The sequence below is a fragment of the Aeromicrobium sp. EU05-FHT14F07 genome (assembly GCF_058790455.1).
Genome location: NZ_JBYTCR010000015.1, coordinates 53,400 through 79,517, shown reverse-complemented (window position 1 = coordinate 79,517; position 26,118 = coordinate 53,400). Strand labels below are relative to the sequence as shown.

The window sequence follows — 26,118 nt, the reverse complement described above, 5'->3', positions numbered from 1 at the left end:
GCGCCGACACCGGCCCGGCGTGTGGCGTTCGAGCTCCTGGTAGGACAGACTGTGACCGAATCAACAGCCGAAAAGGATGCCCGTGAACGACGATGTGCTGCGCCAGGCGCCGCTCTTCTCCGGACTCGACGACGACGCCGCAGGAGCCCTCGAGGCCTCGATGTCCCCGCTGAGCCTGAAGCGTGGCGAGGTCCTCTTCAACGAGGGTGACGACGGCAACCAGCTGTACGTCGTCACCGAGGGCAAGATCAAGCTCGGACGTACGTCGCCCGACGGTCGCGAGAACCTCCTCGCCATCCTCGGCCCCGGCCAGATGTTCGGCGAGCTGTCGTTCTTCGACCCGGGTCCCCGCTCGGCCACGGCGACGTCGGTCACCGACGTCACCGTCCAGAGCCTGAGCCACGAGGCCCTCACACCGGTGCTGTCCAGCCACGCGGAGGTCGCGCTGGCGCTGCTGAACCAGCTCGCCGGACGCCTGCGTCGCACCAACGAGGTCGTCGGCGACCTGGTGTTCTCCGACGTCCCCGGTCGCGTCGCGAAGGCGCTCCTGGACCTCGCGAGCCGCTTCGGCCGCAAGGCCGAGGACGGTGTGCACGTCAACCACGACCTCACCCAGGAGGAGCTGGCCCAGCTCGTCGGCGCCTCCCGCGAGACCGTCAACAAGGCGCTCGCCGACTTCGCGTCCCGCGGCTGGCTGCGCCTCGAGCCCCGCTCGGTCGTCATCCTCGACCTCGAACGTCTCCAGCGCCGAGCCCGCTGACACCTCTGCGCGACGAGCCCCCGACCGTGTGGTCGGGGGCTCGTCGCGTCGTGTGGGGGGTGGTGCGGCTTCGTGGTCGGGTGGGGGTGCGGCTTCTCCGGGAGGTGAGGGTGCGCTGGTGCGGCTTCTCTCTCGGGTGGGGGTGCGCTGGCGCGGCTTGTCGTGGGTCTGGTCTCCGAAAGGGCCTCGACCGGGCGGCTGGGCGTGAGCCGGCTCCGGTTCTCGGGCTGTGGTCCGATTGGACGCAAGATTTTGCGTTTGCGCGTGCCATCGGTGGATCTGCCACCTTCTGAGCGCTCTTCAGGTGGCAGATCCACCGACAAGGGGGCGAGGCGTGTGAAGGATTCTTCCTTCTCGTGGCACGGTCCACGAGAAGGAAGAATCCTTCGTCTCCCCAACGCAAAGGGCACGCAAGATTCTGCATTCGCGTGAACGAGACCGAACACTTCTGCGTTGGCTACGGGATCCCGTAGCCAACGCAGAATCCTTCGAATCCCAACGCACGAACGCAGAGACTTGCGTCCCACAGCGCGAGCCACAGCCCGAGACCCGAAGCCGGCCCCCGCCCAGCCGCCCGGTCGAGGCCCTTTCGGAGACCACCCCCAGCGAAGGCCGAGGCAGCGCACCAGCAACCACAGACCCCCTACGGCAGCGCACCACCGAGCACAGACCCCCTACTGCAGCGCACCAACAAACGCGAGACCCCCGCAGGCAGCGCACCACCCACCACAGACCCCCGCAGCCCCTACAACACCCCCCGCGGCCGGAACTGGACGCTGATGCGGGGGCCGACGGGCTTGGCGGTCTTGAGGACGGCGTGCTCCCAGGTGCGTTGGCAGGAGCCGCCCATGACGAGGAGGTCGCCGTGACCGACGACGAAGCCGATGGTGTCGCCGGCGCCGTGGTCGACGGGGCGCAGGCTGAGGCGGCGGGGCGCGCCGAGCGACAGGATGGCGACCATGGTGTCCTCGGCCCGACCTCGACCGATCCGGTCGCCGTGCCAGGCGACGCTGTCGCGACCGTCACGGTAGTAGCAGAGCCCGGCGGTGACGAACTCCTCGCCCAGCTCGTCGGCGTAGTGGACGTTCAGGGCGTCGCGCGCGGCGGCGAGCGCCGGGTGCGGGAGGGTTTCGCCCGCCCCGAAGTGCGCGAGCAGCCGAGGGACGTCGACCGTCTCGTCGTACATCTGGCGACGTTCCGCGCGCCAGCGCACCTCCGTCTGCAGCGCGAGGAACAGCGGATCGGCGCCCTGCACCCAGCCGGGACGCACGTCGACCCAGGCGCCGTGCGTCAGCTCACGACGCTGCACCGCCGGGCCCAACGAGCCGACCACCGCCTCGTCGCCGACGTCGAGCAGCGAACCCTGGAACCACACTCCAGCAGGATAGGCCTGTTCGAACAGATGTTCTAGGTGCGACGCGCGCGACGGGATCCGCTCCTCGACGCACGGCCCACTAGGCTGCTCCCATGAGCGCCTGGGACGCCCTGCTGGACCGGGTCGACGAGATCGTCGACACCCGCGCCGCCGTCGACGCCGGGGTGCAGTCCGAGCTCACCGACCTGCTCGTCGGAGCCATGCGCGACGGCACCGCCGACCGCGAGCTCGACCCCGGCGAGGCGGGTCTCTGGCTCGCCGCGCTGCTGCGGACCCACGCCGAGGTGCAGGACGCCGGCGAGCACCGTCCCGACGACGCGCTGAGCACCCTGCGGGTCATCATCACCCGCTGGCTGCACCCCGGCCGTCTCGACCAGGCGCCCCCGACCTTCGGCGCCTGACCTCCTCGCTGCCGGTCCACGCCCTCACGGCTCGGCGCGTCGGCGCGACGACCTCCCGGACCGCCAGGTCCGGGAGGTCGTCACCTGGTCACGACGACGGCTGCTGCTTCTCGTCCGAGGGCGGCGCAGCGCTGCTGTCGGCCGGCTCGACGACGAGGGCGAAGTCGCCGTCGTGCTCCTCGACGCCGACGACCACCGCACCCTCGACCGCCTCCTGGCCGAGGCGGTGCCGCACCACGACGGGGTCGCTCTGCAGGTCCTTCCACAGCGAGACGCAGAGCGCGACCATGACGAACACGAACGGCACCGACGCGACGATGGTGATGTTCTGCAGCCCGGTCAACGCGTCGGACCCGCCGATCACGAGCATGATCGCCGCCACCGCGCCCGTGAGCGCACCCCAGAAGACGACGGAGACGCGGCTGGGCTCGGTCGCGCCGCGCTCGCTGAGCGTGCCCATGACGATCGAGGCGGCGTCGGCGCCGGAGACGAAGAAGATGCCGACGAGGACCATGACGAGGACCGACGTGATGCCGGCGGCCGGGTACTTCTCCAGGAGCTGGAAGAGCGCGAAGTCCGACGCGACGGAGCCGTCGGAGCCGATCAGCCCACCGCTGGCGCGCTGCTCGAAGATGGCGGACCCGCCGAAGACGGCGAACCAGACGAGGCTCACCAGGGTGGGCACGAGGAGCACGCCCGTCACGAACTCGCGGATCGTGCGAGCGCGGCTGATCCGCGCGATGAACATGCCGACGAACGGGGTCCACGAGACCCACCACGCCCAGTAGAAGATGGTCCAGCTCGACAGCCAGGCCTCCATGGCCTGGTCGCCGCTGGCGGCCGTGCGCGAGGCCATCTCCGTCATCTGAGAGGCGTAGTCGCCCAGCGTGGTCGGCAGCATGTTGAGGATGAACAGGGTCGGACCGGCGACGAACACGAACACGGCCAGGGCGAGCGCCAGCACCATGTTCGTGTTGGACAGCCACTGGATGCCGCGCTCGATGCCGGAGACGGCCGACAGGATGAACAGCACCGTCAGCACGGTGATGATGACGACGAGGGCGATCTTGCCCGGCTGGTCGATCCAGCCGTTGAACTGCAGGCCGGCACCGATCTGCAGGGCGCCCAGGCCGAGGCTCGCGGCGGAGCCGAAGAGCGTCGCGAAGATGGCCAGGATGTCGATGACGCGCCCGGCCGGGCCCTCGGCGCGACGTCCGATCAGCGGCCGGAAGGCCGAGGAGATCAGCTGGGAGCGACCCTTGCGGAAGGTGCCGTACGCGATGGCGATGCCGACGACCGCGTAGATGGCCCACGGGTGCAGGCCCCAGTGGAACATGGTCGAGGCCATGGCGCTCTGCAGCGCCTCCTCGCTCTGCGGCTCACCCGTGCCGGGCGGCGGCGAGGCGTAGTGCGAGAGCGGCTCGGCGACGCCCCAGAACATCAGGCCGATGCCCATGCCGGCGCTGAACATCATCGCGATCCAGGAGACCGTGCGGAACTCCGGCTTCTCGTCGTCCTCGCCGAGCGGGACCCGGCCGTACTTCGAGGCGGCGAGCCACAGCACGAAGAGGACGAAGAACGACGCGACCAGCACGAAGAACCAGCCGGTGTTGACGATCACCCAGGAGCGGGAGGCGTCGGAGGCCGACTTGAGGCCGTCGGTGCTCACCAGCCCCCAGACGACGAAGCCGATGGCGACCACGCCCGTCACCCCGAAGACCACGGGGTCGATCCGTCGTCGCCATCGCGCGTGGGGCGCATGCTCGTGCTCGGTGCGGGTACTCATGAGGCACCACCTCTTCCCTCGGTGCAGTCGTCGTCAGCTCGGTCGTCGTGCGTTCGTCCAGTCGCCCTCGCGCGGACAGGTGCGCGAGAAAACCTTTCGACCATAGCGAGGTCGACGCCCGATGGCGAACCTCCGAGGCGTCTCGTGGCGGGCGTCACGCCGCAGCGGGCGCCGGTCGTCGTGCGTCAGACGTGGCTGCCGCGCAGCTGCGCGAGGTAGACCAGCGCGGCGACGGTGCCGGCGAGGTTCAGCAGCGAGAGCGGTGCCCAGAAGACGGCGTGCGCGACGACGGCGAGCCCCAGGATCACGAGCCACGTGTTCTTCGGCAGCGAGCCGGCGACGCTGAAGCGGCCGGCGTCGCGCAGCACGCAGTCGACGAGCGCGAACGCCTTGACGGCGAACAGCACGAGCGACAGCAGGAGCATCAGGCTGGTCTGGACCTCGAACACGTCTGGACCCTACCGGAGACGCACGACGGCGGGCCCCCGTCGCCGGGAGCCCGCCGTCGCGGGTGGTGCTGGTGTCGACTCAGGACTGCGAGCCGGTGCCGTTCGAGCCGGTGCCGCTCGACGTCGCCTTCTTCGCGGGCGCCTTCTTGGCGGGGGCCTTCTTGGCCGTCGTGCTCGTCTTCTTCGCCGGCGTCGACGTGGTCTTCTTGGCCGCGGTGCTGGTCTTCTTGGCGGCCGTCGACGACTTCTTCGCCGGGGTCGTCTTCTTGGCGGCCGACGTCTTCGCGGCGGTCGTCTTCTTGGCCGTCGTCGCCTTCTTGGCGGCGGTCTTCTGGGCGGTGCTCGCGGACGACGTCGTCTTCGCGGGCGCCTTCTTGGCGGTCTCCGTCGCCTTCGTGGCGGCCGAGCGGGCGGCGGCCGAGGTCTTGGCCGGAGCCTTCTTGGCCTGCTCCTTCGTGGTCGGAGCCTTCTTCGTCACCTTGGCGACGGTCGCCTGCGCGTCGGCGACGATGTCCTCGGCGCGCTTCTGCACGTCCTCGGCCACGTCCTCGGCGGCCTTGCGGGCCTCCTTGATGTTCTTCTTGGCGTCCTTGCGGAGCGCGTCGAGCAGCTTCTCGCCACGCTTCTGCACGTCGTCGAGCTTGAGGGCGCGCGCCTGGGCGACGAACTCCTCGCCCTTCTGCAGCAGCTCGGCGTAGCTGGCCTGCGCCGACGCCTGGGCGGAGCCCACGAGGCCGGTGGCGGACGAGCGGAGGTCGTCGAGCTCGACCTTGCGCAGCGTCTCGGTGAGGTTCTTGACCTCCTCGACGAGGGTCTTGACCTGGGCGTTGATCTGGTCGGTGATGCTCATGGGGATGTCTCCTCGGTAGAGGTGTCGGTGTTGGCTTCGGTGACCGTCTCGGCCAGCGTCTCGTCGGTCGCGACGTCGGTCCCGACGAACGAGCGGTAGATGTCCAGCAGTGCCGTCTTCTGCCGCTCGGTCAGGCGCGGGTCGAGGGCGATGGCGTCCTCGACCATGCGCGCGCCGGACTCGTCGACGTCGATGAGCCCCGCTCGTACGTAGAGCGACTCGGCCGAGATGCGCAGTGCCTTCGCGATCTGCTGGAGGACCTCCGCCGAGGGTCGGCGCACGCCCCGCTCGATCTGGCTGAGGTACGGGTTCGAGACCTCGGACTTCTCGGCCAGCTGTCGCAGGGACATCTGTGCTTGGCGTCGCTGCTCGCGCAGGTAGTCGCCGAGCGTCTCGACGGCTCCTCCCACGTGCAGCTTGGCCATGTCCCCAGTCTGCTTGCAAATGCAAGCAAGTGCAAGCAAAACTGCATGCGAGTCGCCTCACACGACGTGGGCACGCGGTCAGGAGTCCACGAGACCCAGCTGCCGGCCGCGCAGCACGGCGCTCTCGTGGTCACGGACGCCGAGCTTCGCGTACAACGAGACGCGCTGCTTCTTCACGGTGTTGACCGACACCGACAGCACTCGGGCGACCGCCGCGACCGACCCGTGACGTGCGGACTGCCGCAGGACCTCCAGCTCCCGCGGGGTGAGGACGACCAACGGACCGCCCGCGACCTGGCGCGAGCTCAACCGGTGGTGGGCGTCCTGGGACACCCGCGGCGGGTCGCCCTGCAGCGCGAGGAGGGCGGCGAGGTCGGCGCTGGGCACCGTCGCGTAGGCGCTCGTCGTCCCGGTCCGCTCGATGACGGCGTGCGCCGCCTGCAGGGCGCGTCCGCTCTCCTCGACCCGCCCGCACCGCAGCGCAGCCGCCGCCTGGACGAGGAGCAGGCCGCCTCGGTCCCTCGCGGGTGTCTCAGGCGCCCGCGCCGCGGCCTCCGCGATGGCCCGACTCCGGCTCTCGCGCCCCGCCAGGAGCTGCAGCCGCGCGTCCGCCGTCGCGAAGCGGTTCCGCGGGTACGGACTCGACTCGAGCTCCGCCATCGCACGCGTCAGCTCCCCGGCCGCGATGTGCAGGTGCAGGGCGCACCGCTGGAGCAGGACGCCCTCCTCCATCGGCGCCGCGTGCCGCGTGCCGCGTCGCGCCAGGGCGTCGTACAACCACAGCACCTTGGCGGCGGGGTCGCCGAAGAGGCTCGCGTAGCGCGTCAGGACGAGCGCCGCCCAGGGCCACAGCTCCTCGGTCACGGGCACGCAGCGGAGCGCCTCGAGGTGCTCTTCGACCCCCGCCCGGTCCAGGGCGTCCAGCGCGAGCATGGCCTGCGCGATCCGCGCCGGCAGCCGGGCCCACTCGCCGAGCCAGCCAGGGGCCACGGGGCACCGGCCCGCGACCTCCGACCACCGCCGAGCGTCCCGGGGGGAGCCCAGGAGGGTGGAGGCGAGCGCCGCCTGTCCCGCCGCGCTCAGGCACTGGACCTGGCAGTCGGCTCGACCTGCTCCGAGTCCGTAGGCGGACTCCGACGAGATGATCGCGCCGCTGAGGTCCCCCGCGAGCAGCTGCGTGCGTCCGCGGTGGAGCTCCAGCCAGGCGCGCACGCTCGGCGACGCACGGCCCCGGACGTCGCCGCGTGCGACCCGCCCGTCGTACCAGCGCGCGGCGTCCAGGGCGCCCTCCAGGTCACCGTCATGACGTCGGGCCACCAGGATCGCGGCGACGACGGCGGCCATGTCCTCCGGGTGGGCGACCTCCAGGGCCCTCGGGCCCATGCTCTGCCCCGCCCGGACGTACCGATGCATGACCGCGTCCCCGTCCGCCGCCACCAGCCCGAGGCCGACCACGGCGCCCGCGATCGCCAGGGCCGGCATCCGTGCCGTGACGTCGGCTCGAAGGCGGCCGTACGCCCGGCTCGCGGCCTCCTGGTGCCGGGCGACCAGCTCGAGTCCCCGGGCGGCCCACAGGTCGCGCAGCATCGCCCAGTCCTCGGACCGCCGGGCCTGCACCACGAGCCGGCCGAGGTCGACGGTCCGGTCGATCGCCGTGTCGGACACCGGGAACTCCGCACCAGCGTCGTTCTTCAGGTAGAAGCGCAGCTCGGGGTGCGTCGCGAAGCAGTTCTCCGCGCCCGCGTCGACCGAGAAGGTGACGAAGCGGTTGGCCGCGGGGAGCTGGATCGGCGACTGCGTCTCGAACTGCACCTCGTTGTCGGTCGTGCTGCCGGACGTGTACGAGGAGGCGGCGCCGTTCAGGTTGGCTGCACCCGAGTCGAGCCCGTTGAAGAGTCCGATGGCTCGCGGGATCGCGGTGAGGCTGTCGTAGGCCTGCTCACCGAAGGTATCGGTCTGAGCACCGCTGCAGTCCCCGGCGACCCGCGGGCTCCCGTGGTCGATGATGAAGCCGTTGCAGTTGTTGCGCGAGACCCAGAAGGGGTCGCCGGTGTACGTGGTGCCGCTCTCGCCGACGTAGTTCGTCAGCAGGACGTTGCTGTTGTTCGGTGCGTTGTCGAAGTCCTCCGTGAACAGCACGCGCGGCGCGCCAGGCACCCCCGGGTTGCCCGGCGCGGCCGAGGCCGACGGCGCGGTCGTGACCATCGTGGCCACGACCAGCCCGACGACGAGCGCGAAGACCGAGACGAGGCACTCGCCGGTGAGGATGCGGTGACGCAGACGTCCGGGACGTCGGGAGGGCGGTGGAGCCCGGAGGCTGGACCGATTCACGAGTAGATCTCCTTGTGCTGCCGGGAGGGCCCGACGCGTGGGCGTCCTCGGCCGAGGGCGCGGATGGGATGTGCGAGCACCACCCTCCGCGCAGGAGTTCCCATACTCCTCCGTACAGGCACTTTTTGGTCCGCTGTTGGGTCCGTCGCTGACCCGCCCGTGGTCCGCGCCGGCGCAGCACCGAGCGCCCCGCCCGAGGGCGGGGTCCTGCGGCGTGCTGTGCCGCCGAACGTCAGAGGACGGGGCGGACCTCGCCGACGGGGCGACCGCCGCCGAGGACGACCGGCCGCTCGCGCAGCAGGTCGGCGTCGACGCCTGCCAGCTCCAGCGCACGGTGGAGCACCACGAACAACGGACGCTCCCCGCCGTCCTCGATCTTCACCGCGAGGGCGGAGCCGTCCGCGAGACCGGCGACGACGACGCTCTCGGCGCCGGACTTCACGAGCGAGCCAGGCACCGCCCGCGCCAGGGCGAGGTCGGGACGTCGCGTGCCACTGACCTGCTCGGGGTGGGTGACCATCGCCTCGACCACCCGACGCTCTGCGCTGCCCGGCTCGGCGAGCACCAGCCGGCCGATGCCGCGGGCCAGCCGTTCGAGCGACGTCGCCAGCAGGGGCGCGCCGCAGCCGTCGACGCCCACGACGTCGGGCGGACCGACGAGCTCGGTGAACGTGGCCGTGATCGCCCGCTGCACCGGGTGGTCGGGGTCGAGGTAGTCGTGCGTCGACCAGCCGCGCTGGACGCAGGTCAGCAACATCGCCGCGTGCTTGCCCGAGCAGTCCATCCTGATCGGCAGCCGCCCCTCCCCGGCTCGCAGCACGGCGGCGTGCTCGTGCGGGTCGACCGGGTACGAGGCCGGGGTCTGCAGAACCGACTCGTCGAGGTCTCCACGCGCCAGGATCTCGCGGACGCCCTCGAGATGGAACGGCTCGGCGGAGTGGCTCGCGGCGGCCAGCGCCAGCAGCCGTGGCTCGAGGTCGAGACCCTCCCGCACGAGACCGGCGGCCTGGAACGGCTTGTTCGTCGACCGGGGGAACACGACCGTGCCCGGGTCGCCGATCGACCACACGGTCTGGCCGTCCGGGTCGACCCGCACGGCCGTCCCCCGATGACGGCTCTCCACGAGCCCTGACCGCACGACCTCGGCGACGACGTCCATCGCCCCAGCCTAGGTGCAGTCGACGACGTCGAAGCGCCCCGGGACGGCGTCGGGCGCCGCTAGACTCGCCGCGTCATCACGGTGACGCGCCGCCCCTGCCGACCGACGATCGCGAGCCCCCACGATGAGCCCCCGACGATGAGTACCGCACCCTCGGACCTCGAAGACCTCCACGTCATCATCCCGGCCGGCGGCGCAGGCACCCGGTTGTGGCCGCTGTCGCGTGCCGGACGTCCGAAGTTCCTGCTCGACCTCACCGGGTCGGGCCGCACCCTGCTGCAGCAGACGTGGGACCGGGTGACCCGGCTCGTCCCGCCCGAGCGGGTCCACGTCGTCACCGGGCCGCGGCACGCCGACGCCGTGCGGGCGCAGCTGCCCGACCTGACGAGCGTGTTCGTCGAGCCGTCACCGCGCGACTCGATGCCGGCGATCGGACTCGCCACCGCCGTCGTGCGCGCCCGGCACCCCGAGGCGGTCGTCGCCTCGTTCGCCGCCGACCACGTCATCACGGGCGAGGACCGCTTCGCCGACGCCGTCGTGCAGGCCGTCCGGACCGCCCGGACCGGCGCCGTGACCACCATCGGCATCTCCCCCCGCTCCCCCTCCACCGCGTTCGGCTACGTCGAGTCGGGCGCACCGCTCGCGGTCGACGGCGCCGCGAGCGCCCGGACCGTCGTGCGCTTCGTCGAGAAGCCCGACGAGGAGACCGCCCGCGCCTATCTGCGGGCCGGCACCTTCAGCTGGAACGCGGGCATGTTCGTCACCCGCGCCGACGTGCTCCTCGACCACCTCGCCCGGCTCCAACCGCCCCTGCACGCCGGCCTGCAGCGCATCGCGGCCGCCTGGGACGGCCCCGACGCGCAGACCGTGCTCAAGGGCGTCTGGCCGTCGCTCACCCGCATCGCCATCGACCACGCCGTCGCGGAGCCGGTGTCGCTCACCGGTGGCATCGCGACCGTGCCCGGCCGGTTCGGCTGGGACGACATCGGCGACTTCGCCGCCCTGCACGAGCTGGGCGTCAGCGGCGACACCGGCGTCGTCTGGGTCGACGCCGACGGCCTCGTCCGCACCACCGGCGGCATCACCGTCGCCGTCGTCGGCATCCCCGGCGCCGTCGTCGTGCAGACCGACGACGCCCTCCTCGTCACCACCGTCGAGCACGCCCAACGCGTCAAGGAGGTCCCCGCCGCCCTCGCCGCCTCCGGCCGCACCGACCTCGTCTGACTCCTTCCGGGGTCGAGTTCGTGGGCGCGCTTTTCCTCGGGGTGGGGGTGCGCTGGTGCGGCTCCGTGGTCGGGTGGGGGTGCGCTGGTCTGGCTTCTGGGTCGGGTGAGGCTGCGCTGGCGGGGCTTCCGGGTCGGTGGGGGTGCGTCGGCGCGGCTTTGGCTCGTCCTGCGCTCCGAAAGGGCCTCGACCGGGCGGTTGGGCGCGAGCTGGTCGGGGTTCTCGGGCTGCGGCTCGCGCTGTGGGACGCAAGATTCTGCGTTCGTGCGCTGGGACTCCAAGGATTCTGCATTCGTGTCGGGATCCCGTCGTGAACGCAGAAGCGTTCCGATCTCAACGCGCGAATGCAGAATCTTGGGTGCCCTTTGGGTTGGGGGGACGAAGGATTCTTCTTTCTCGTGGAACGGTCCACGAGAAAGAAGAATCCTTCACACATCTGGCCCCCCAGCGGTGGATCTGCCACCTCAAGAGCGCTCTTCAGGTGGCAGATCCACCGACGGACCGCGCAAACGCAGCATCTTGGGTGAATCGCGCACAAAGGAAGAATCTTGCGTCCCACAGCGCGGGCCACAGCCCGAGAACCCAGACCACCGGCCCGCCAGCCGCCCGGTCGAGGCCCTTTCGGAGACCACCTCCACGAGAAGCTGCAGCAACGCAGCCGCAGGCCGAGACGAAGCCGCACCCACGCACCCCCACCCCGCGAGGAGTCAGACGAGGTCGGTGAGCTCGGTGGGCGGCAGGTCGGGGGCGGGGGTGTAGGCCTGCGCGACCTCGCCGGTGCCGACGGCGTGCAGGACGCCGTCGGACTCGTCGGCGAACACGGCCTCGCCGCGGGCGAGGCGTTCGCGCTCGCCGGCCTCGTTCACGACCTCGACCTCGCCGCCGAGGCAGACGACGATGCGACGGCCGTCGTCGGGGAGCCGGGCGCCGTCGGGCTCGGCCGAGGAGCACTGCGTCACCGAGAGGGCGAACTCGTGCAGGCCGGGGCTGTAGACGTCGGTCGAGAACCCGAACTGGTCGGCGTCGACGCGCGCCAGCCGCGACATGCCGCGGTCGAGGCAGCGGACGAGACCCTTCGGGTCGAGGTGCTTGCCGGTGAGGCCGCCGCGCAGCACGTTGTCCGAGGACACCATCACCTCGACGCACAGCCCGCTGAGGTGCGCGTGGATGATGCCGGCGCCGAGGTACGCGGCTTCGCCCGGCTGCAGCGTCAGCCGGTTCAGCAGCAGCGACATGACGACGCCGACGTCGCCCGGGTGGTGCTCGTCGACGAGCACGGCCGTCGCGTACGCCCGCTTGATGTCGATGCCCCGCTCGACGCCCGCGCGGCAGGCGGCCACGACCGCTGCCACCTCCTCGGGGGACGGACGGTCGGTGAGCAGGTCCTCGACGATGCGCACGATGCCGAGGAAGCCCGGCTGACGACGCAGGCTGTCGACGAGGTGGTGCACGCGGGGCACGTCGATCGCGGCCAGCACCCGCAGGATCTCGGCCGTCGGGCGGAAGCCGACGAGCGTGTCGAACGCGGTCAGCGCGTACACCATCTCCGGCTTCGGGTGCGGGTCCTTGTACACGCGGTGCGGGGCGTCCAGCGGCACGCCCGCCGCCTCCTCCGCCTCGAACCCCTCCTGCGCGAGCACGGCGTTCGGGTGCACCTGGATCGACAGCGGTCGGTCGGCCGCCAGGATCTTGAGCATGAACGGCAGCTCGCCGGCCACCTCCCGCAGCGACACCGGACCGTCCGCGCCCTGCACCGTCGACGGGTTCAACGGGTGCGTGCCCATCCAGATCTCCGCGACCGGGGCGCCGTCGGGCGCGCGGCCGAGGAAGCGCGGGATGGCGTCAGGAGAGCCCCAGTCGTAGTCGCGGTCGGGGTTGTCCAGTCGTCGCATCTCGTCCTCTCCTGCGGCGCGCCGGCCGTCAGTGACCCTTGGGGTGGCGGGGCTTGCGGGGCGTCTCGCCGTCCTTCGACCAGCTGCCGCGCTGACCGCCCTTGCCCTTGCCGCCCGGACCGCCCGTGCCCTTGCGGTGACCGGTCTGCCGCTCGTCGCGCGAGGACCGCCCGACCCGTGCACCGCGGTCCGCCTGCAGGTCGATGCGACGCCCCGAGATGCGCGTGTCGGCGAGCGCCTCGAACACCGCCGGGGGCAGGTCCTGCGGCAGCTCGACGACGGCGTGGTCGATGCCGAGGGTGATCTTGCCGAAGTCGGCGCGGCGCAGACCGCCCTCGTTCGCGAGCGCACCGACGATCATCGAGGGCGTCACCTTGTGCCGCTTGCCGACGGCGATCCGGTACGGCGCCCACCCGTCCTTCGACGGACGCGCCGGACGGTCGCCGGTGTCGCGCGCCGGGCGGTCCTGCCGCTCCGGGCGCTCGCGACGCTCCTTCTTGGGCGGGTCCGGACGCAGGAAGAACTCCTTGTCGTCCGTGCTCATCACGGCGAGGGCCGCGGCCACGTCGAGCATCTCGACGTCGTGCTCGCGCACGTAGTCCTCCACCAGGCCGCGGAAGGCGTGGAACTGGGCCGAGCCCATGCTGTCGGTGATCGCCTGCGCGAACTTCGCGGTGCGCCGGGCGTTGACCTCGTCGACGCTGGGCACGCCGGTCTCCTCGACCGGGCGGCCCGACACCTTCTCGATGGCCGACAGCAGCCGACGCTCACGCGGCGTGACGAACAGGATCGCCTCGCCGCTGCGACCGGCGCGGCCCGTGCGGCCGACGCGGTGCACGTACGCCTCGGGGTCGTGCGGGATGTCGTAGTTGACGACGTGGGTGATGCGGTCGACGTCGAGGCCGCGCGCGGCCACGTCGGTCGCGACGAGGATGTCGAGCGACCCGTTCTTCAGCGCCGTCACCGTGCGCTCGCGCTGCGCCTGCACGAGGTCGCCGTTGATGGCGGCGGCGGAGAACCCGCGCGACCGCAGACGCTCCGCGAGCTCCTCGGTGGCCGACTTCGTGCGGACGAAGATGATCATCGCGTCGCCGCTCTCCACCTCGAGCAGACGCGTGAGCGCGTCGAGCTTCGCGTGGTGCGAGACGGGGATCCAGCGCTGGCGCACGGTCGTCGTCGACGAGCGGGCCTGCGGCGTCGCGATGTCGGCGGGGTCGTGGAGGTAGCGCTTCGCGAGGCGACGGATGGCGGGCGGCATGGTGGCCGAGAACAGCGCCACCTGCTTGTACTCGGGGGTGTCGGCGAGGATCCGCTCGACGTCCTCCGCGAACCCCATCGCGAGCATCTCGTCGGCCTCGTCGAGCACGAGGTGGTCGAGCCCGGACAGGTCGAGGCTGCCGCGGTCGAGGTGGTCCATGACGCGACCGGGCGTGCCGACGACGACGTGGGCGCCGCGCTCGAGCCCGGCCAGCTGGGCGCCGTAGCCCTGTCCGCCGTAGACGGGGAGCACGCGGATGCGACGCGACCGCGGCGTGTACGACGTCATCGCCTCGCAGACCTGCAGGGCCAGCTCGCGCGTGGGTGCCAGCACGAGCGCCTGGGTCGAGGCGCGGTCGGGGTCGATCTTCTCGAGGATGGGCAGCGCGAACGCCGCGGTCTTGCCCGTCCCGGTCTGCGCGAGCCCGACGACGTCGCGTCCCGCGAGCAGCGCCGGCACCGCCGCCTCCTGGATGGGCGTGGGTGCCTCGTAGCCGAGCCGGCCGAGCACCTCCACCAGCTCGTCGCCGAGACCCAGCGCGGCGAACCGGGCTCCGGGGGCCGTCGGCTCCGGTGCGGTCGACGCCTCCTGGTCGGGGGTCTGGTCGGACAGGTCGGACTCGGGACGGTCGTCGGTCATGAAGCTCCTGGTGCTGACTGCGAGACGGGGGAACCCCGTCGTGACGCAGGGTGCAACCGTTAGTCTTCCGTACCGACGGCCCCGAGACCAACCTCGGCGAGCCCGGCCTCCCTCCCCCGTGTGGCCCGAGACCGAAGGAGACGGTGCCCGATGCCGAGCCCGACCCCCCGTCGAACGCTCGGATCACGCTGGCTCCTGGTGGTGGCGCTGGGTCTCGTGGGCGCCGTGGCGGGTCAGCTCGTCGTGTCGGGCCTCACACCGCAGTACGAGGCGTCGGCCGAGGTCCTCGTCTCCTCGCCACCGGCCAGCGTCGACGGCTCGGCCCGCGCGGTCACCGCCCGGACCGTCGAGTCCTACGGTCGTCTGCTCTCCGAGCCCTACCTGCTCGACCGCGCGGCGCGGGCGCTCGACGAGACGTCGCTGCCCGCCGACTCCGTACGGTCCGGCGTCGTGGGCGACAGCGACGTCGTGCGGGTGACGGTCCGCGACGACAGCCTCGACGTGGCCCGTGAGCGGGCGGGTGCGCTCGCGGAGGCCTTCACCGCATGGCTCGAGGACAGCCAGCAGGCGCTGCGTCCCAACCAGCAGGTCAGCGGCCTGGTCATCGACCCCGGCACCGGGTCGACGCGTCCGGTCTCGCCGCGACGCTGGCCGTACCTGCTCGGCGGCCTCCTCGTGGGGCTGGTGCTCGGCCTCGGCGTCGCGCGGTGGCGCCAGCTCGCCGACCAGGGCGTCGCGTCGGCGGACGACCTCGAGGCGACCACCGCGGCGCCTCTGCTCGGTGCCGTCGCCTACGACCGCAGCGTGCAGGACGCACCGCTGCTGACGTCGCTGTCGCCGCAGCACCCGCGCGCGGAGTCCATCCGCATCCTGCGCACGAACCTGCAGTTCGTCGACGTCGACCACGACCGGACGGTCATCACCGTCACGAGTGCGGTGGAGGCCGAGGGGAAGACGTCCACGGCCTGCAACCTCGCCATCGCGCTCGCCCAGTCGGGCCTGCGGGTGGCGCTCGTCGAGGGCGACCTGCGTCGACCCCAGCTCGCCGAGCAGTTCGGCCTCGAGAGCACGGTCGGCCTGACCACCGTGCTCGTCGGCCGCGTCGAGCTCGAGGAGGCGATGCAGGAGACCGAGATCCCCGGCCTCGACGTGCTCACCAGCGGCGCGCGCCCCCCGAACCCCGCCGAGATCGTGCAGACCGGCGCCATGGAGCAGCTCGTGGCCGACCTGCGTCGCGCCTACGACATCGTGCTCATCGACGCGCCCCCGCTGCTGCCCGTCACCGACGCGACGATCCTTGCCCTGCTGTCCGACGGGGCGCTGCTCGTCGTCCGCCATGGGCGCACCGGGCACGACCAGGTGCGTGCCGCCGTCGAGCGGCTGCAGACCGTCGGCGCGACGCTGTTCGGCACGGTGCTCTCGATGTCGCCGCGCCGCGCCGCGGGACGATTCGGCTACGGGTACGAGTACGCGACGCAGTCGTCGCGACGTCGCCCCCGCCGCGGCCGCTAGCCGCGGACCGCGCGCTCAGCCGAGCGCGCCGAAGGTCCGTGCGAGCCGCTCGGTGGCGTCGTCGATGAGGTCGGCGGTGCTGCGGTGCACCTCCGGCGCCCGGCGGAACGGGTCGGGCACGTCGAGCAGGGACGGCGCGGTGCTGCGGCGCCGCGCGGCGTCGGCGACGAGCTCGGGCAGGCTGTCGGCCGTGCGGTCCTCCACCAGGGCGGCGAGCTCGAGCAGCGTGAACGTCTTGCGCAGCGCGCCCGGGTCGAGCTCGAGGACGGAGGCCCGGTGCTCCTTCGTCGCGGTGAGCACGACGTCGGCCGCCTTCACGTGGGCGGGGTGCAGCGGCCGCGACCGGAAGTCCGACCCGTCCAGGCCCAGCCGCGCCAGCTCCAGGCGCACCATGCTGTCGACGGGGGCGTCGCGCCAGCCCATCACACCGGCGCTCGCGATCTCGAACCGGACGGGGTCGAGCCGCTCGCGCAGCAGCAGCTCCATCAGGGGCGAGCGGCAGACGTTCGCGGTGCAGACGGCGAGGATGCTCCAGCGCGCCGGCTCGGGCCGCGCACCCACCTCAGCCACCGGACCGGGGACGCACGTGCAGGCCCACGTCGGGGTCGACGAGGAGCTCCTGCGCGGCGGCGACGCCGTCGACGACGAGCGTCGCGTCGGTGGGCACCGACCGCTTCAGCAGGGCGAGCCCGATCGGGCCGAGCTCGTGGTGCAGGCCGCGCGACCCGAGCACGCCGACCGCCTGGCCGGGCGCGTCGGCCCGCTCGACCGGGCTGCCGGGCGCCGGGAGCCGGTCGGCCGAGCCGTCGAGGTGCAGCAGCGTGAGCCGGCGCGGAGGACGGCCGAGGTTGTGCACCCGCGCCACCGTCTCCTGGCCGCGGTAGCAGCCCTTGTCGAGGTGCACGGCGCGCTCGAGCAGACCCACCTCGTTCGGGATGGTCCGGTCGTCGGTGTCGAGGCCGAGGCGCGGGGTGCCTGCCGCGATCCGCAGCGCCTCCCACGCCCACGTCCCCGCGGGGCGGCCGTGCCGCTCCGGCCAGGACGCGACGTCGGCGCGCGGCTCGATCGCCCAGACCGCCCGCCCGGGCTTCCCGTCGCTGCCGGGCTCGACCCGGCCGAGCACGGCGTGCTCGTCGGTCACGTCGGCGACCTCGACCCGCATCATGAAGCGCATCCGGTCGAGGAACGTCACCAGGGCGGCTCCGGCGCCGGGCTCCGTGTGCGCCCAGAAGGTGGTGCCGTCGTCGACGCCGTCGAAGGCGTGCTCGATGCGTCCCTGCGGGGTCAGCACGAGCACCTCGGTGGGCACGCCGGGCTGCAGCGACTCCAGGTGCTGGGTGGTCAGCGAGTGCAGCCACGTGAGCCGGTCCGGTCCGGTGACCGTGAGCACGTCGCGGTGCGACAGGTCGACGAACCCCTCGCCACGCTCGAGGCGGCGCTGCTCGACGGTCAGCTCGCCGTAGTGCGCGGCGACGCCGGTGTCGGGCGGATCGGCCTCGACGGCGCCCTCGAGGTCGAGCAGGGGGCTGCGCCGTCCTGGCACGACGGCTGCGGGATCGTCGGGAGTGGGGGTGGCGGGAGCGGCGGCGGGGTGCTCAGACACGGGCGAGCTTCCCCCAGAGGTGCGACTGCATGCTCTGTCCCTCGGCCGCCTTGTCGACGGCGTACATGAGCGCGCCCTCGACGAGCCCGTACATGCGTTGACCGGCGGTGTACTCGACGGCCGTCTCGGTCCGCGCGACGATGTCGGTGGCCAGCGTGATCCGCGGGCCCTCCGCCACGCCGTACCAGACCTCGGCGTAGCCGGTGGGGTGGGCGAGCACGAGCTCGACGTTGATGCCCTTGCCGCCCTCGACCAGTCCGGCAGGCCGCAGGAAACCGGTCTCGAGGTCGCCCGGGCCGGTCCGGTTGCCCTCCTCGTCGGTCGTCCAGGAGCGGCTGAAGTAGTGCAGGAACGGGCGGGTGTCGTGCGCGAACACGACGTCCTGCTCGAACGCGTAGGGCTCGATCGTCGGGTACTCCCCCCGCCCGTTGCCGTGCCACGTGCCGAGCAGCCACGCGAGCGGGGCCACGTCGGGGTGCAGGTCTGCCGGGATCTCGAAGGCCATGACGACCATCGTATCGACGGCGCGCTAGCCTGCCGCCGTGCGTGCAGTGGTGCAGCGGGTGACCCAGGCGTCCGTCGTCGTCGACGGGGAGGTCGTCGGGGCCGTGGGCGGCGGTGTCGGCGGCGGGGACGACACAGGGCGCGAGGACGGGGGCCACCTCCTCGTCCTGCTCGGGGTCACCCACGACGACACCGTGCAGAAGGCCGACGCGCTGGCACGCAAGGTGCACGGACTGCGGGTGCTGCGCGAGGAGCGGTCGGTCGCCGACACCGGCGGCTCGGTCCTGGTGGTCAGCCAGTTCACGCTCTACGGCGACGCCCGCAAGGGCCGCCGACCGAGCTGGACGGCGGCCGCCCCGGGCGCCGTGGCCGAGCCGCTCTACGAGGAGTTCTGTGCCGCCCTGCGCGCGCTCGGCGCCGACGTGCCCACCGGACGCTTCGGCGCCGACATGCAGGTGGCGTCGGTCAACGACGGACCCGTGACGGTCCTGCTGGAGCTCTGAGCGCCTCCGCTGCGACGGGTGCGGGACCGGCGTTCTGACCGTCCTTTCAGGTGGGCCGCGTAGGATCACGCGTGGTCGACCGTGGTCCGGTGCGGCCGGCGCCCCGCCCCCCACCGAACGGACGTGTCCATGTCGCGACGCCTCAAGCGTGAGCGTCGTGCCGTCGCGGGCAAGCGTCGCGCGGGTGGGACGCCCTGGCACCGTCGCCACCGCCGGCTGCTGGTCGGCGTCGTCGGCGTGCTCGTGCTGGTGCTGGGCACCGCCAGCGGCTACGCGTACTACCTGAACTCCCAGCTGAACAACGTCGGCCGCGTCGACACCCAGCTGAAGGAGAAGGACCGGCCCGACCCGGACCGCGGCCGGGCGCTCAACATCCTGCTGCTCGGCTCCGACAAGGGCAAGGAGGAGCCGGGAGCACGCGACACCACCCTTGCAGAGGACGCCGCGGCGGCACGCTGGCCGGCGGGCAAGTACCGCAGCGACACGCTGATGATCGCGCACATCACGTCGGACCGACGCAAGGTCTACCTCGTCTCCATCCCGCGCGACACGTTCACCGACATCCACGACCAGACCGGCGCGGTGCGCTCGAAGCAGAAGATCAACGACGCGTTCTCCGAGTACGGGCCCGACGGGGCGATCTCGACCGTCGAGAACCTGACCAACCTGCGCATGCGGCACCTGGCGATCATCGACTGGGACGGCTTCGAGGCGCTCTCGTCGGCGGTCGGCGGCGTGCCCGTGTTCATCCCCCGCGCCTTCTACGACCCCAAGCAGGAGGTGCAGTGGCAGGCGGGCCAGCAGACGCTCGAGGGCAAGAAGGCCCTCGCGTACGTGCGCACCCGCTACGGCCTCGTCCGGGGCGACTTCGACCGGATCGCGCGGCAGCAGAACTTCCTGCGCTCGCTCATGAAGAAGATGCTGGCGCGTGACACGCTCAGCAACCCGATCAAGCTGACCCGGACCCTGACCGCCGTCACCAAGAACCTCACGGTCGACGCCGACTGGGACCCGGGCGACATGCGCGCGCTGGCGCTCTCGCTGCGCGGTGTGCGCTCCGACGACGTGACCTTCCTGACCGCGCCGGTCGCCGGCACCGAGCTGGACCCGACGTACGGCGACGTCGTCGTGCTCGACCAGGCCAAGTGCGCGGAGCTGTTCGACGCCCTGCGCAACGACCGCATGGACGCCTACCTGCGCAAGTACCCGGACGACCGGCTCGCCGACGAGCGCCAGATCGGCTGACCGCCCCGTCGACCGGGCGGACGGTGGGTCGGTCCGCGTCAGCTGCAGGCGGAGCGCACGCGCACGTCGTTCGGCTCGGCACGGATGCCGGGCGTGGAGGTCAGCACGGCGTCGCCCGTCTGACCGTCGCCCGTGCGCATCGTGACGGTGAGGTCGACCGACTCCCCTGCCCGCAGGGTCACCGGCACGACCGTCACCCGGCGGTCGCCGAGCCGGCCGCCGACCGGCTGGCGGTCGACGTCGCCGAGGCGGACCTGCTGGAGGACGCCCCCGGCCGGTGCGACCACCCGCACCGAGAGCCGCTGGTCCGTGGCCGAGAGGCCGGGCAGCCGGAACCCGGTGATCGAGACCGGCAGACCCGACCTCGGCACGACCGAGGAGAGCCGGGTGCGGAGGGTGAGCTCCTGGCTGCGGTCGTCGACGCAGCGCGATGACGTCAGCGTGTGGGACGTCTCGAGGTAGTACTGCAGCTTCGAGCCCTTGCTGTCGTCGACGAACACCCCCACGCGCGCCTGGTCAGGGTCCTGCGAGAGCGCGCCCGAGACGCCCGTGGTACGGATGCGCCGCTGCTCGGACCGGTCGGCCGACCAGACCATCACCCGGTTGTCGACGGCCGCCCGCACCAGCGCCTCGAGGACGGGCTGGGTCGCGCCCCGGCCCCCGACGAAGGCGTCGAAGATGCTGCGCGCGGCGTCCTCGAAGACGGCGTCCTGCGCGAGCGGGTCGGTCGTGTAGCGGCGGTACACGCCGTTCAGCAGCTCGTCCACCGCGTTCTCGCTGGTCAGCCGGGTGCCGTCGCCGAGGGTGACCGGTCCGAGACCCTGGAGCAGGTAGCCGAGCGTCACGGGGTCGACGGAGACCACCCCGTCGAACCGGGTGTCGGTCGCCTCGCCGACCAGCGACCCGGCGAACCGGGCCGCCTCCGGGAAGTCCGGGACCGAGGTGGTGTTGCGCAGGTCCTCCGCCGCCGACACCGGCACGGCCCCGTACTGCGACGCCGGCACGGCGAGGCGAGGGTCGTCGACGGGCGGGACGTCGATCGCCGAGCCCTGCTCGGTCATGCGCACCCGGCCCCGGTTCGCCTCGATGACCGCCCAGGAGCCGGGGATGCCGCCGAGCGAGCGCACCTCGGCGTTGTTCTGGATGAGCAGGAGGTAGCGGCGGCGCTCCTGTCCCCCGAGCATGTCGGGCAGCAGCGTCGCGGCCGTGTCGGCGACCCGCGCCGCGGACGCGGCTCCCGTGAGCACGTCCTGCAGCCGCCTGACCGGCACCTGGAGCCGTCCGACGACGTCCTCCGGCCGGATGTCACCGACGTTGCGTGCGGCCTCCTGGAGCGCCCGCCGCGGTGCGCCCAGCCGCGGGGCGACGCTCTCGAGGTTCGCGATGTCCACGCGGCCGTCGCGCGGCGAGAACGCGTCGAGACCGACCTGTGCCGTCACGTCGACGACCGTCGGGACCGCCTGGGTGGCGACCCGGTCGACCTCGCGGCTGACCACCCGCACCGCGTCGACGTCGTCGCCCACGATCGGCAGCCAGGACGCGACCGCCCACAGCGGACCGTCCGTCGAGTCGTGCGAGCGCCGCGCGGCGTCCTCGAGCACCTCGGCGGTGCGGCGTGCGCCGTCGGCGTCACCCTGGGCGACCTGCGCGAGCAGCACCTGCGACGCGTCGCTGGCCCGCTGCAGGAGGATCGCCGCACGCACGCCCTGCCAGGCCAGGACGACCCCGCACACGAGCACGACGCCCCCGACCACGGAGAGCACCAGCCGGGCCCATCCCGCCCGGTCCCAGCGCTCGGGCAGGAACCGCCGAGGCGGCCTCACGGTCGGGTCAGCCGTCGCGACGGCGGCGGGCGACCACGGCGCCGATGCCGGCGAGGACGAGGAGCGCGCCGAGGACGAGCAGCCAGAAGTCGGTGCCGCCGGTGCCCGGCAGGATGCCGTTGCGGTCCTCGGTGCCGGCGTCCGCGTCGGCCACGCCGTCGGTGCCCGCACCGCCCGCGTTCACGTCCGCGTCGCCCTGGGAGCCCAGACCGTCCGCGTTCACGTCGGCGTCGCCCTGCGAGCCACCGTCGGCGTCGGCATCGCCCTGGGAGCCACCGTCGGCGCTGACGTCGGCATCGCCCTGCGAACCACCGTCCGCGTCGGCGTCGCCCTGCGAACCGCCGTCGCTGTTGGTCCCGCCGGCGGCGACCAGGACCTCCGCGCCCGACCCCGCCTTGTCACCGCAGGTGGCTCGGACGGTGGTCGTGGTGTTCCTCGTGACCTGCGGCGCGGTGAACGTCGCGACCAGCGTCGTCGTGTTGCTGGCGGTGCGGACCTGGTCCTCGTAGGTCGCGGTGATCGTCGTGGGGATGTCGGCCGTGACGGTCGCCGTGAACGTCTCCCCGGGGGCGACGCGAGACTTCGAGACCTGGATGTCGCACACCAGGACGGCGTACGGCACCGCCCCCTGGGCCGGAGCGAGGGTCACGGACGGCAGTGCCACCAGACCGACGGCGGCGACGACCGTGGCGACGAGCGCCGCAAGGTGCTTCTTCATGAGACTCCCTCACAGGATCCGACGTGAGCACGCCGTCCTGACGCGAGGTGCTCGCCTCTAGAACGAGCGAGGAGGCCGGGGGTCACGTGGTTCCTGCCGAGAAAGCCCGAGACGGCACGAGACCCCGGACCGTGGCGGTCCGGGGTCTCGTGGGACGACGCTCAGGCGTTGGCAGGCACCCGGTCGATGTCGACGACCACGTCGGCGACGACGCCGATCGCGGCGGCCACGGCGAGGTCGACGGCCTCCGCGCGCGGCGCGAGGGTGCGCAGCGTCCACTCGCCGGGGCCGGCGAAGAACCGGAACTGGCCGGTCGCCGAGGTCGGGACCTCGGCGGTGAACTCACCGGTGCGGTCGAGCAGACGCACGTACGCGTTGCCCACGGGCTCGTCGCCGCGCACGACGACACCCTGGATGACGGCCTGGTTGGCGACGTCGACGCCCTCGAGGCTCGGTCCGCCCTTCACGGCTCCGCACATGTCAGGCCTCCCCGCGCTCGTCGCCGACCGCGACCGGCACGCCGCGCAGCGAGCCGTACTCGCTCCACGAGCCGTCGTAGTTCTTGACGTTCGGGTAGCCGAGGATCTCGTTCAGCACGAACCACGTGTGCGAGCTGCGCTCGCCGATGCGGCAGTAGGCGATGGTGTCCTTGCCCTCGTCGAGACCGGCGTCGGCGTAGAGGGCCTTGAGCTCCTCGTCCTTCTTGAAGGTGCCGTCGTCGTTGGCGGCCTTGCTCCACGGCACGTTGCCGGCGGTGGGGATGTGGCCCGCGATCTGCGCGGCCTCCTGCGGCAGGTGCGCGGGGGCGAGCAGGCGACCGGCGTACTCGTCGGGGCTGCGCACGTCGATGAGGTTCTTCGAGCCGATGGCCTCGACGACCTCGTCGCGGTAGGCGCGGACGGCCTCGTTCGGCTCCTGCGCCGTGTAGGTGGTGGCCGGACGGTCCGGGACCTCGGAGGACAGCTCACGGCTGTCGAGCTCCCACTTCTTGCGGCCGCCGTCGAGCAGGCGCAGGTTCTCGTGGCCGTAGTAGGTCAGGTACCAGTAGGCGTAGGCCGCGAACCAGTTGTTGTTGCCGCCGTAGAAGACGACGGTGTCGTCGTTGGCGACACCCTTCTCCGAGAGCAGCTTCTCGAGCTTCTCCTTGGAGATGAAGTCGTGGCGGACGCCGTCCTGGAGGTCCTTCTTCCAGTCGAGCTTGATCGCGCCGGGGATGTGGCCCTTGTCGTAGGCCTCGACGTCCTCGTCGACCTCGATGAGGACGACCTTCGGGTCGTCGAGGTGCTCCTCGACCCAGTCGGCGGTGACGAGCGCGGTGTCGCGGCTCATGTGGATACCTCCATGTGTGGTCCCACGCGGTGGTGGGGTCGGGTGGGCGTGCAGGTGGTGGTCAGGGTGGTCAGGCGTGCGCGCGGGACGCGGTGGCGCGTCGCGCGAGCAGGTACAGCTCGCAGCCGAGGCAGAAGCCGACGGCGGCGTTGAGCAGGGCGGCCACGAGCGCGAACGCCGTCGCGACGTAGCCGAGTGCAGGGATGCCGACGCCGAAGCCCACGAGGGCGACGACGACGAACCCGAGTCCGACGGTCTGCGCGAACCGCGGCGGTCGCGCGTCCTCGGACTCGGCCGGCGGACCGATCCTCGGTCGCACGAGCCGGGCGAAGGCGACCGCGTACGGCGACTTGTCGAGATGACCGCTGGCGCCGATCGCGAACACGACGCCCTGGACGGCCAGCAGCACCAGCGCGACCGAGGTCGGGACGACCAGCGCGATGGCGAGCACGACCGACGTCAGGGCCGCCGCGAAGCGCATGCCGCGCGGGTCGACGTGAGTGGGACGGGCCATGGGACGGACTCCTGGACGGGCCGGCGCGACGCAGGGTCGGTGCTCGGCGGACTGACGGGCGGGCTCGGGACCGCTGGCGGGTGGCCGGTGCGGTCGATCAGGAGCGACGACACAGCGCGGAGCGCGTGCGGCAGTTGTCCACCGCGAGGCGCCGCGTCAGGTACGTCGAGCCGGTCATGTGTCCACTGTAGGTCGGTCCGAGCGGGAGGCCCGTCGATCGTCTCGTATCGTGGATGGCTGTCTCAATATTCAAGATAAGGGGGCCGGGGTGGGGGTGCGTGGGCGCGGGTTGTCGCTGGGATGGGGGTGCGTGGGTGCGGCTTACTGCTCGGGTGGGGGTGCGTGGGTGCGGCTTACTGCTCGGGTGGGGGTGCGCTGGCGCGAGTCCGTGGTCGGGTGGGGCTGCGCGGGCGCGGCTTCTCGTGGAGGTGGTCTCCGAAAGGGCCTCGACCGGGCGGCTGGGCGCGAGCTGGGCTGGGTTCTCGGGCTGCGGGTCCCGCTGTGGGACGCAAGATTCTGCATTCGTGCGTGGCTGGCCCAAGATGCTGCGTTTGCGCGGTCCGGCGGTGGATCTGTCACCTTCTGAGCGCTCTACAGGTGGCAGATCCACCGACGAGGGGGCCAGACGTGGCAAGGATTCTTCCTTCTCGTGGACCGTTCCACGAGAAGGAAGAATCCTTCGTCCCCCCAACCCAAAGGGCACCCACGATTCTGCCTTCGCGCGTTCGAGGGCGAAGGCTTCTGCGTTTGCTACGGGATCCCGTAGCAAACGCAGCATCCTTGGAGTCCCAGCGCACGAACGCAGATACTTGCGTTCCACGCGGGCCACAGCCCGAGACCCGAAACCGGCCCCCGCCCAGCCGCCCGGTCGAGGCCCTTTCGGAGCGCAGGACGAGGACAAGCCGCGCCAGCGCAGCACCACCTCCGCGAGAAGCCGTGCCAGCGCAGCCCCACCCGAGAGACAAGCCACGCCGACGCAGCCCCACCCGAACGAGAAGCAGAGCCCCCCGCGGACGACCTCAGGCGGGCTCGTGCCCTGACGCCAGCCCGAGGAAGGGGACGAGGCGTGCCAGGAGGTTCTCGCGCAGGACACGCGCCGACCACGCGTGGTCGGCGCCGGGGATCTCCGCGAAGGTCGCCTGCGGCAAGAGGTCTGCGTAGCGACGTCCGTACTCGAGCGGCACGATCTCGTCCGCCGTGCCGTGCACGACCTGGACCGGGCCGGTGTACCCGGCCGCCTCCGCGTACACGTCGAGGTCGTCGCGGACATCGTCGATGAAGGCGCGGCCGAGCCACATGCCGCCGACGTCGAAGCCGTCGTCCTCCTCGACGGTGGCGAGGGAGCGGCCCTGGATCTCGTGCTTCACGACGATGTCGTCGACGACGACCCCGGCGGGCGACCAGAGGGTGAGGCTGGCCACGAGGTCCGGGAGCCGGGCGGCGGCGAGGGCCGACTCCACCGCGCCGAGGCTGTGCGCCACGACGTGGACGGAGCGGGACCGGTCGGCCGCGAGCGCGCGGATCATCGACGACACCTGCTCGACCTCGTCGCGCAGCGTGATGTCCGCGAACTCGCCGTCGCTGACGCCGTGCCCGAGGCGGTCGTACGTGCGGACGACCGCCCCGAGGGCCGTCAGGCGCCTGGCGACCTGCACGAACAGACGCCGTGGCCCGACGCTGGAGTCGCTGAACCCGTGCACGAGCAGGACGGACGGCGCGCCGTCGGCGACGTCGACGGGACGGAGCTCGTGACCGCGGACCACACGGCCACCATGGGAGAGCGTCAGCGGCACCACCTCGGGATCCTGCGGCCCCACG

General features: G+C 72.2%; 24 protein-coding genes. 6 read left to right on the top strand and 18 right to left on the bottom strand.

Features of this window, described 5'->3' with window-relative positions:
• Window positions 1-82: 82 nt before the first annotated feature.
• Window positions 83-760: a Crp/Fnr family transcriptional regulator gene (locus AC3WRM_RS13625; RefSeq protein ID WP_370189078.1), complete on the top strand. Its 678-nt coding sequence runs from the start codon at window positions 83-85 to the stop codon at window positions 758-760.
• A gap of 745 nt (window positions 761-1,505) precedes the next feature.
• On the opposite strand, the gene AC3WRM_RS13620 is transcribed toward AC3WRM_RS13625, so the two are convergent.
• Complete coding sequence (locus tag AC3WRM_RS13620; protein WP_492248404.1) at window positions 1,506-2,135, bottom strand: alpha-ketoglutarate-dependent dioxygenase AlkB; 630 nt, start codon at window positions 2,133-2,135, stop codon at window positions 1,506-1,508.
• Window positions 2,136-2,227: 92 nt separating this feature from the next.
• Between AC3WRM_RS13620 and AC3WRM_RS13615 the strand changes: the two genes are divergently transcribed.
• Window positions 2,228-2,536, top strand: a complete 309-nt coding sequence (locus AC3WRM_RS13615) for a hypothetical protein (protein WP_492248403.1) — start codon at window positions 2,228-2,230, stop codon at window positions 2,534-2,536.
• Between the two features lie 88 nt (window positions 2,537-2,624).
• Here the strand turns inward: AC3WRM_RS13615 and AC3WRM_RS13610 are convergent, their stop codons facing one another.
• The 6 genes from AC3WRM_RS13610 to AC3WRM_RS13585 form a co-directional block, all read right to left on the bottom strand.
• Window positions 2,625-4,322, bottom strand: coding sequence for a BCCT family transporter (locus AC3WRM_RS13610; protein WP_492248402.1), 1,698 nt, complete (start codon window positions 4,320-4,322; stop codon window positions 2,625-2,627).
• Window positions 4,323-4,507: 185 nt separating this feature from the next.
• Window positions 4,508-4,771 carry a DUF2516 family protein gene (locus AC3WRM_RS13605; protein ID WP_492248401.1) on the bottom strand — a complete coding sequence of 88 codons (264 nt, stop codon included), beginning with the start codon at window positions 4,769-4,771 and terminating at the stop codon, window positions 4,508-4,510.
• Window positions 4,772-4,850: 79 nt separating this feature from the next.
• A complete protein-coding gene (locus tag AC3WRM_RS13600; RefSeq protein ID WP_492248400.1) occupies window positions 4,851-5,621 on the bottom strand; it encodes a hypothetical protein in 771 nt (256 codons plus the stop codon).
• Entirely contained in the window at window positions 5,618-6,046 is a 429-nt protein-coding gene (locus AC3WRM_RS13595) for a helix-turn-helix domain-containing protein (protein WP_492248399.1), read from the bottom strand. The genes AC3WRM_RS13600 and AC3WRM_RS13595 overlap by 4 nt, the downstream gene beginning before the upstream one ends.
• A 78-nt stretch (window positions 6,047-6,124) precedes the next feature.
• Entirely contained in the window at window positions 6,125-8,377 is a 2,253-nt protein-coding gene (locus AC3WRM_RS13590; RefSeq protein WP_492248398.1) for a LuxR C-terminal-related transcriptional regulator, read from the bottom strand.
• A gap of 232 nt (window positions 8,378-8,609) precedes the next feature.
• Window positions 8,610-9,536, bottom strand: a complete 927-nt coding sequence (locus AC3WRM_RS13585) for an asparaginase (protein WP_492248397.1) — start codon at window positions 9,534-9,536, stop codon at window positions 8,610-8,612.
• A gap of 138 nt (window positions 9,537-9,674) precedes the next feature.
• Here AC3WRM_RS13585 and AC3WRM_RS13580 point away from each other — a divergent pair, with 138 nt between their 5' ends.
• Window positions 9,675-10,760 (top strand): mannose-1-phosphate guanylyltransferase, encoded by a 1,086-nt coding sequence (locus AC3WRM_RS13580; RefSeq protein ID WP_492248396.1) that lies wholly within the window; start codon window positions 9,675-9,677, stop codon window positions 10,758-10,760.
• Window positions 10,761-11,467: 707 nt separating this feature from the next.
• On the opposite strand, the gene manA is transcribed toward AC3WRM_RS13580, so the two are convergent.
• Together manA and AC3WRM_RS13570 are read right to left on the bottom strand one after the other, a co-directional pair.
• Window positions 11,468-12,652, bottom strand: coding sequence for a mannose-6-phosphate isomerase, class I (gene manA / locus AC3WRM_RS13575; RefSeq protein ID WP_492248395.1), 1,185 nt, complete (start codon window positions 12,650-12,652; stop codon window positions 11,468-11,470).
• Between the two features lie 28 nt (window positions 12,653-12,680).
• Window positions 12,681-14,549 (bottom strand): DEAD/DEAH box helicase, encoded by a 1,869-nt coding sequence (locus tag AC3WRM_RS13570; RefSeq protein WP_492248394.1) that lies wholly within the window; start codon window positions 14,547-14,549, stop codon window positions 12,681-12,683.
• Window positions 14,550-14,699: 150 nt separating this feature from the next.
• On the opposite strand from AC3WRM_RS13570, the gene AC3WRM_RS13565 reads away from it, so the two are divergent.
• A complete protein-coding gene (locus tag AC3WRM_RS13565; protein WP_492248393.1) occupies window positions 14,700-16,061 on the top strand; it encodes a tyrosine-protein kinase domain-containing protein in 1,362 nt (453 codons plus the stop codon).
• Between the two features lie 15 nt (window positions 16,062-16,076).
• On the opposite strand, the gene AC3WRM_RS13560 is transcribed toward AC3WRM_RS13565, so the two are convergent.
• From AC3WRM_RS13560 to AC3WRM_RS13550, 3 genes are read right to left on the bottom strand one after another with little or no spacing between them, the layout of a single operon-like run.
• Entirely contained in the window at window positions 16,077-16,622 is a 546-nt protein-coding gene (locus AC3WRM_RS13560) for an arsenate reductase/protein-tyrosine-phosphatase family protein (protein WP_492248392.1), read from the bottom strand.
• A gap of 1 nt (window position 16,623) precedes the next feature.
• On the bottom strand, window positions 16,624-17,604 hold the full coding sequence (ygfZ, locus tag AC3WRM_RS13555) for a CAF17-like 4Fe-4S cluster assembly/insertion protein YgfZ (protein WP_492248456.1): 981 nt from the start codon (window positions 17,602-17,604) through the stop codon (window positions 16,624-16,626).
• A 52-nt stretch (window positions 17,605-17,656) separates the two neighbouring features.
• The gene (locus AC3WRM_RS13550) at window positions 17,657-18,169 is read right to left on the bottom strand and encodes a heme-binding beta-barrel domain-containing protein (RefSeq protein ID WP_492248391.1); all 513 of its coding nucleotides are present in this window, start codon (window positions 18,167-18,169) and stop codon (window positions 17,657-17,659) included.
• Between the two features lie 37 nt (window positions 18,170-18,206).
• Here AC3WRM_RS13550 and dtd point away from each other — a divergent pair, with 37 nt between their 5' ends.
• Together dtd and AC3WRM_RS13540 are read left to right on the top strand one after the other, a co-directional pair.
• Entirely contained in the window at window positions 18,207-18,671 is a 465-nt protein-coding gene (gene dtd, locus AC3WRM_RS13545) for a D-aminoacyl-tRNA deacylase (RefSeq protein ID WP_492248390.1), read from the top strand.
• Between the two features lie 129 nt (window positions 18,672-18,800).
• The gene (locus tag AC3WRM_RS13540; RefSeq protein ID WP_492248389.1) at window positions 18,801-19,916 is read left to right on the top strand and encodes an LCP family protein; all 1,116 of its coding nucleotides are present in this window, start codon (window positions 18,801-18,803) and stop codon (window positions 19,914-19,916) included.
• 38 nt (window positions 19,917-19,954) lie between these two features.
• Here AC3WRM_RS13540 and AC3WRM_RS13535 read toward each other — a convergent pair whose 3' ends face one another.
• From AC3WRM_RS13535 to AC3WRM_RS13510, 6 genes are all read right to left on the bottom strand, one after another.
• A complete protein-coding gene (locus tag AC3WRM_RS13535; RefSeq protein ID WP_492248388.1) occupies window positions 19,955-21,739 on the bottom strand; it encodes a DUF4012 domain-containing protein in 1,785 nt (594 codons plus the stop codon).
• A 7-nt stretch (window positions 21,740-21,746) separates the two neighbouring features.
• The gene (locus AC3WRM_RS13530) at window positions 21,747-22,457 is read right to left on the bottom strand and encodes an LPXTG cell wall anchor domain-containing protein (protein ID WP_492248387.1); all 711 of its coding nucleotides are present in this window, start codon (window positions 22,455-22,457) and stop codon (window positions 21,747-21,749) included.
• A 161-nt stretch (window positions 22,458-22,618) separates the two neighbouring features.
• Window positions 22,619-22,936, bottom strand: coding sequence for a DUF1416 domain-containing protein (locus AC3WRM_RS13525; protein WP_492248386.1), 318 nt, complete (start codon window positions 22,934-22,936; stop codon window positions 22,619-22,621).
• Between the two features lies 1 nt (window position 22,937).
• Window positions 22,938-23,786, bottom strand: coding sequence for a sulfurtransferase (locus AC3WRM_RS13520; RefSeq protein ID WP_492248385.1), 849 nt, complete (start codon window positions 23,784-23,786; stop codon window positions 22,938-22,940).
• Window positions 23,787-23,856: 70 nt separating this feature from the next.
• Window positions 23,857-24,300, bottom strand: coding sequence for a DUF4395 domain-containing protein (locus AC3WRM_RS13515; RefSeq protein WP_492248384.1), 444 nt, complete (start codon window positions 24,298-24,300; stop codon window positions 23,857-23,859).
• Window positions 24,301-25,319: 1,019 nt separating this feature from the next.
• On the bottom strand, window positions 25,320-26,117 hold the full coding sequence (locus AC3WRM_RS13510; protein ID WP_492248383.1) for an alpha/beta hydrolase: 798 nt from the start codon (window positions 26,115-26,117) through the stop codon (window positions 25,320-25,322).
• Window position 26,118 lies beyond the last annotated feature (1 nt).

Bases quoted from the DNA above. Each gene is read 5' to 3' on its own strand.
- AC3WRM_RS13570 (WP_492248394.1), bottom strand. From the start codon at position 14,549: ATGACCGACGACCGTCCCGAGTCCGACCTGTCCGACCAGACCCCCGAC.
- AC3WRM_RS13600 (WP_492248400.1), bottom strand. From the start codon at position 5,621: ATGAGCATCACCGACCAGATCAACGCCCAGGTCAAGACCCTCGTCGAG.
- AC3WRM_RS13580 (WP_492248396.1), top strand. From the start codon at position 9,675: ATGAGTACCGCACCCTCGGACCTCGAAGACCTCCACGTCATCATCCCG.
- AC3WRM_RS13550 (WP_492248391.1), bottom strand. From the start codon at position 18,169: ATGGCCTTCGAGATCCCGGCAGACCTGCACCCCGACGTGGCCCCGCTC.
- AC3WRM_RS13520 (WP_492248385.1), bottom strand. From the start codon at position 23,786: ATGAGCCGCGACACCGCGCTCGTCACCGCCGACTGGGTCGAGGAGCAC.
- AC3WRM_RS13595 (WP_492248399.1), bottom strand. From the start codon at position 6,046: ATGGCCAAGCTGCACGTGGGAGGAGCCGTCGAGACGCTCGGCGACTAC.
- manA (WP_492248395.1), bottom strand. From the start codon at position 12,652: ATGCGACGACTGGACAACCCCGACCGCGACTACGACTGGGGCTCTCCT.
- AC3WRM_RS13585 (WP_492248397.1), bottom strand. From the start codon at position 9,536: ATGGACGTCGTCGCCGAGGTCGTGCGGTCAGGGCTCGTGGAGAGCCGT.
- AC3WRM_RS13610 (WP_492248402.1), bottom strand. From the start codon at position 4,322: ATGAGTACCCGCACCGAGCACGAGCATGCGCCCCACGCGCGATGGCGA.
- AC3WRM_RS13615 (WP_492248403.1), top strand. From the start codon at position 2,228: ATGAGCGCCTGGGACGCCCTGCTGGACCGGGTCGACGAGATCGTCGAC.
- AC3WRM_RS13540 (WP_492248389.1), top strand. From the start codon at position 18,801: ATGTCGCGACGCCTCAAGCGTGAGCGTCGTGCCGTCGCGGGCAAGCGT.
- AC3WRM_RS13525 (WP_492248386.1), bottom strand. From the start codon at position 22,936: ATGTGCGGAGCCGTGAAGGGCGGACCGAGCCTCGAGGGCGTCGACGTC.
- AC3WRM_RS13515 (WP_492248384.1), bottom strand. From the start codon at position 24,300: ATGGCCCGTCCCACTCACGTCGACCCGCGCGGCATGCGCTTCGCGGCG.
- AC3WRM_RS13565 (WP_492248393.1), top strand. From the start codon at position 14,700: ATGCCGAGCCCGACCCCCCGTCGAACGCTCGGATCACGCTGGCTCCTG.
- AC3WRM_RS13530 (WP_492248387.1), bottom strand. From the start codon at position 22,457: ATGAAGAAGCACCTTGCGGCGCTCGTCGCCACGGTCGTCGCCGCCGTC.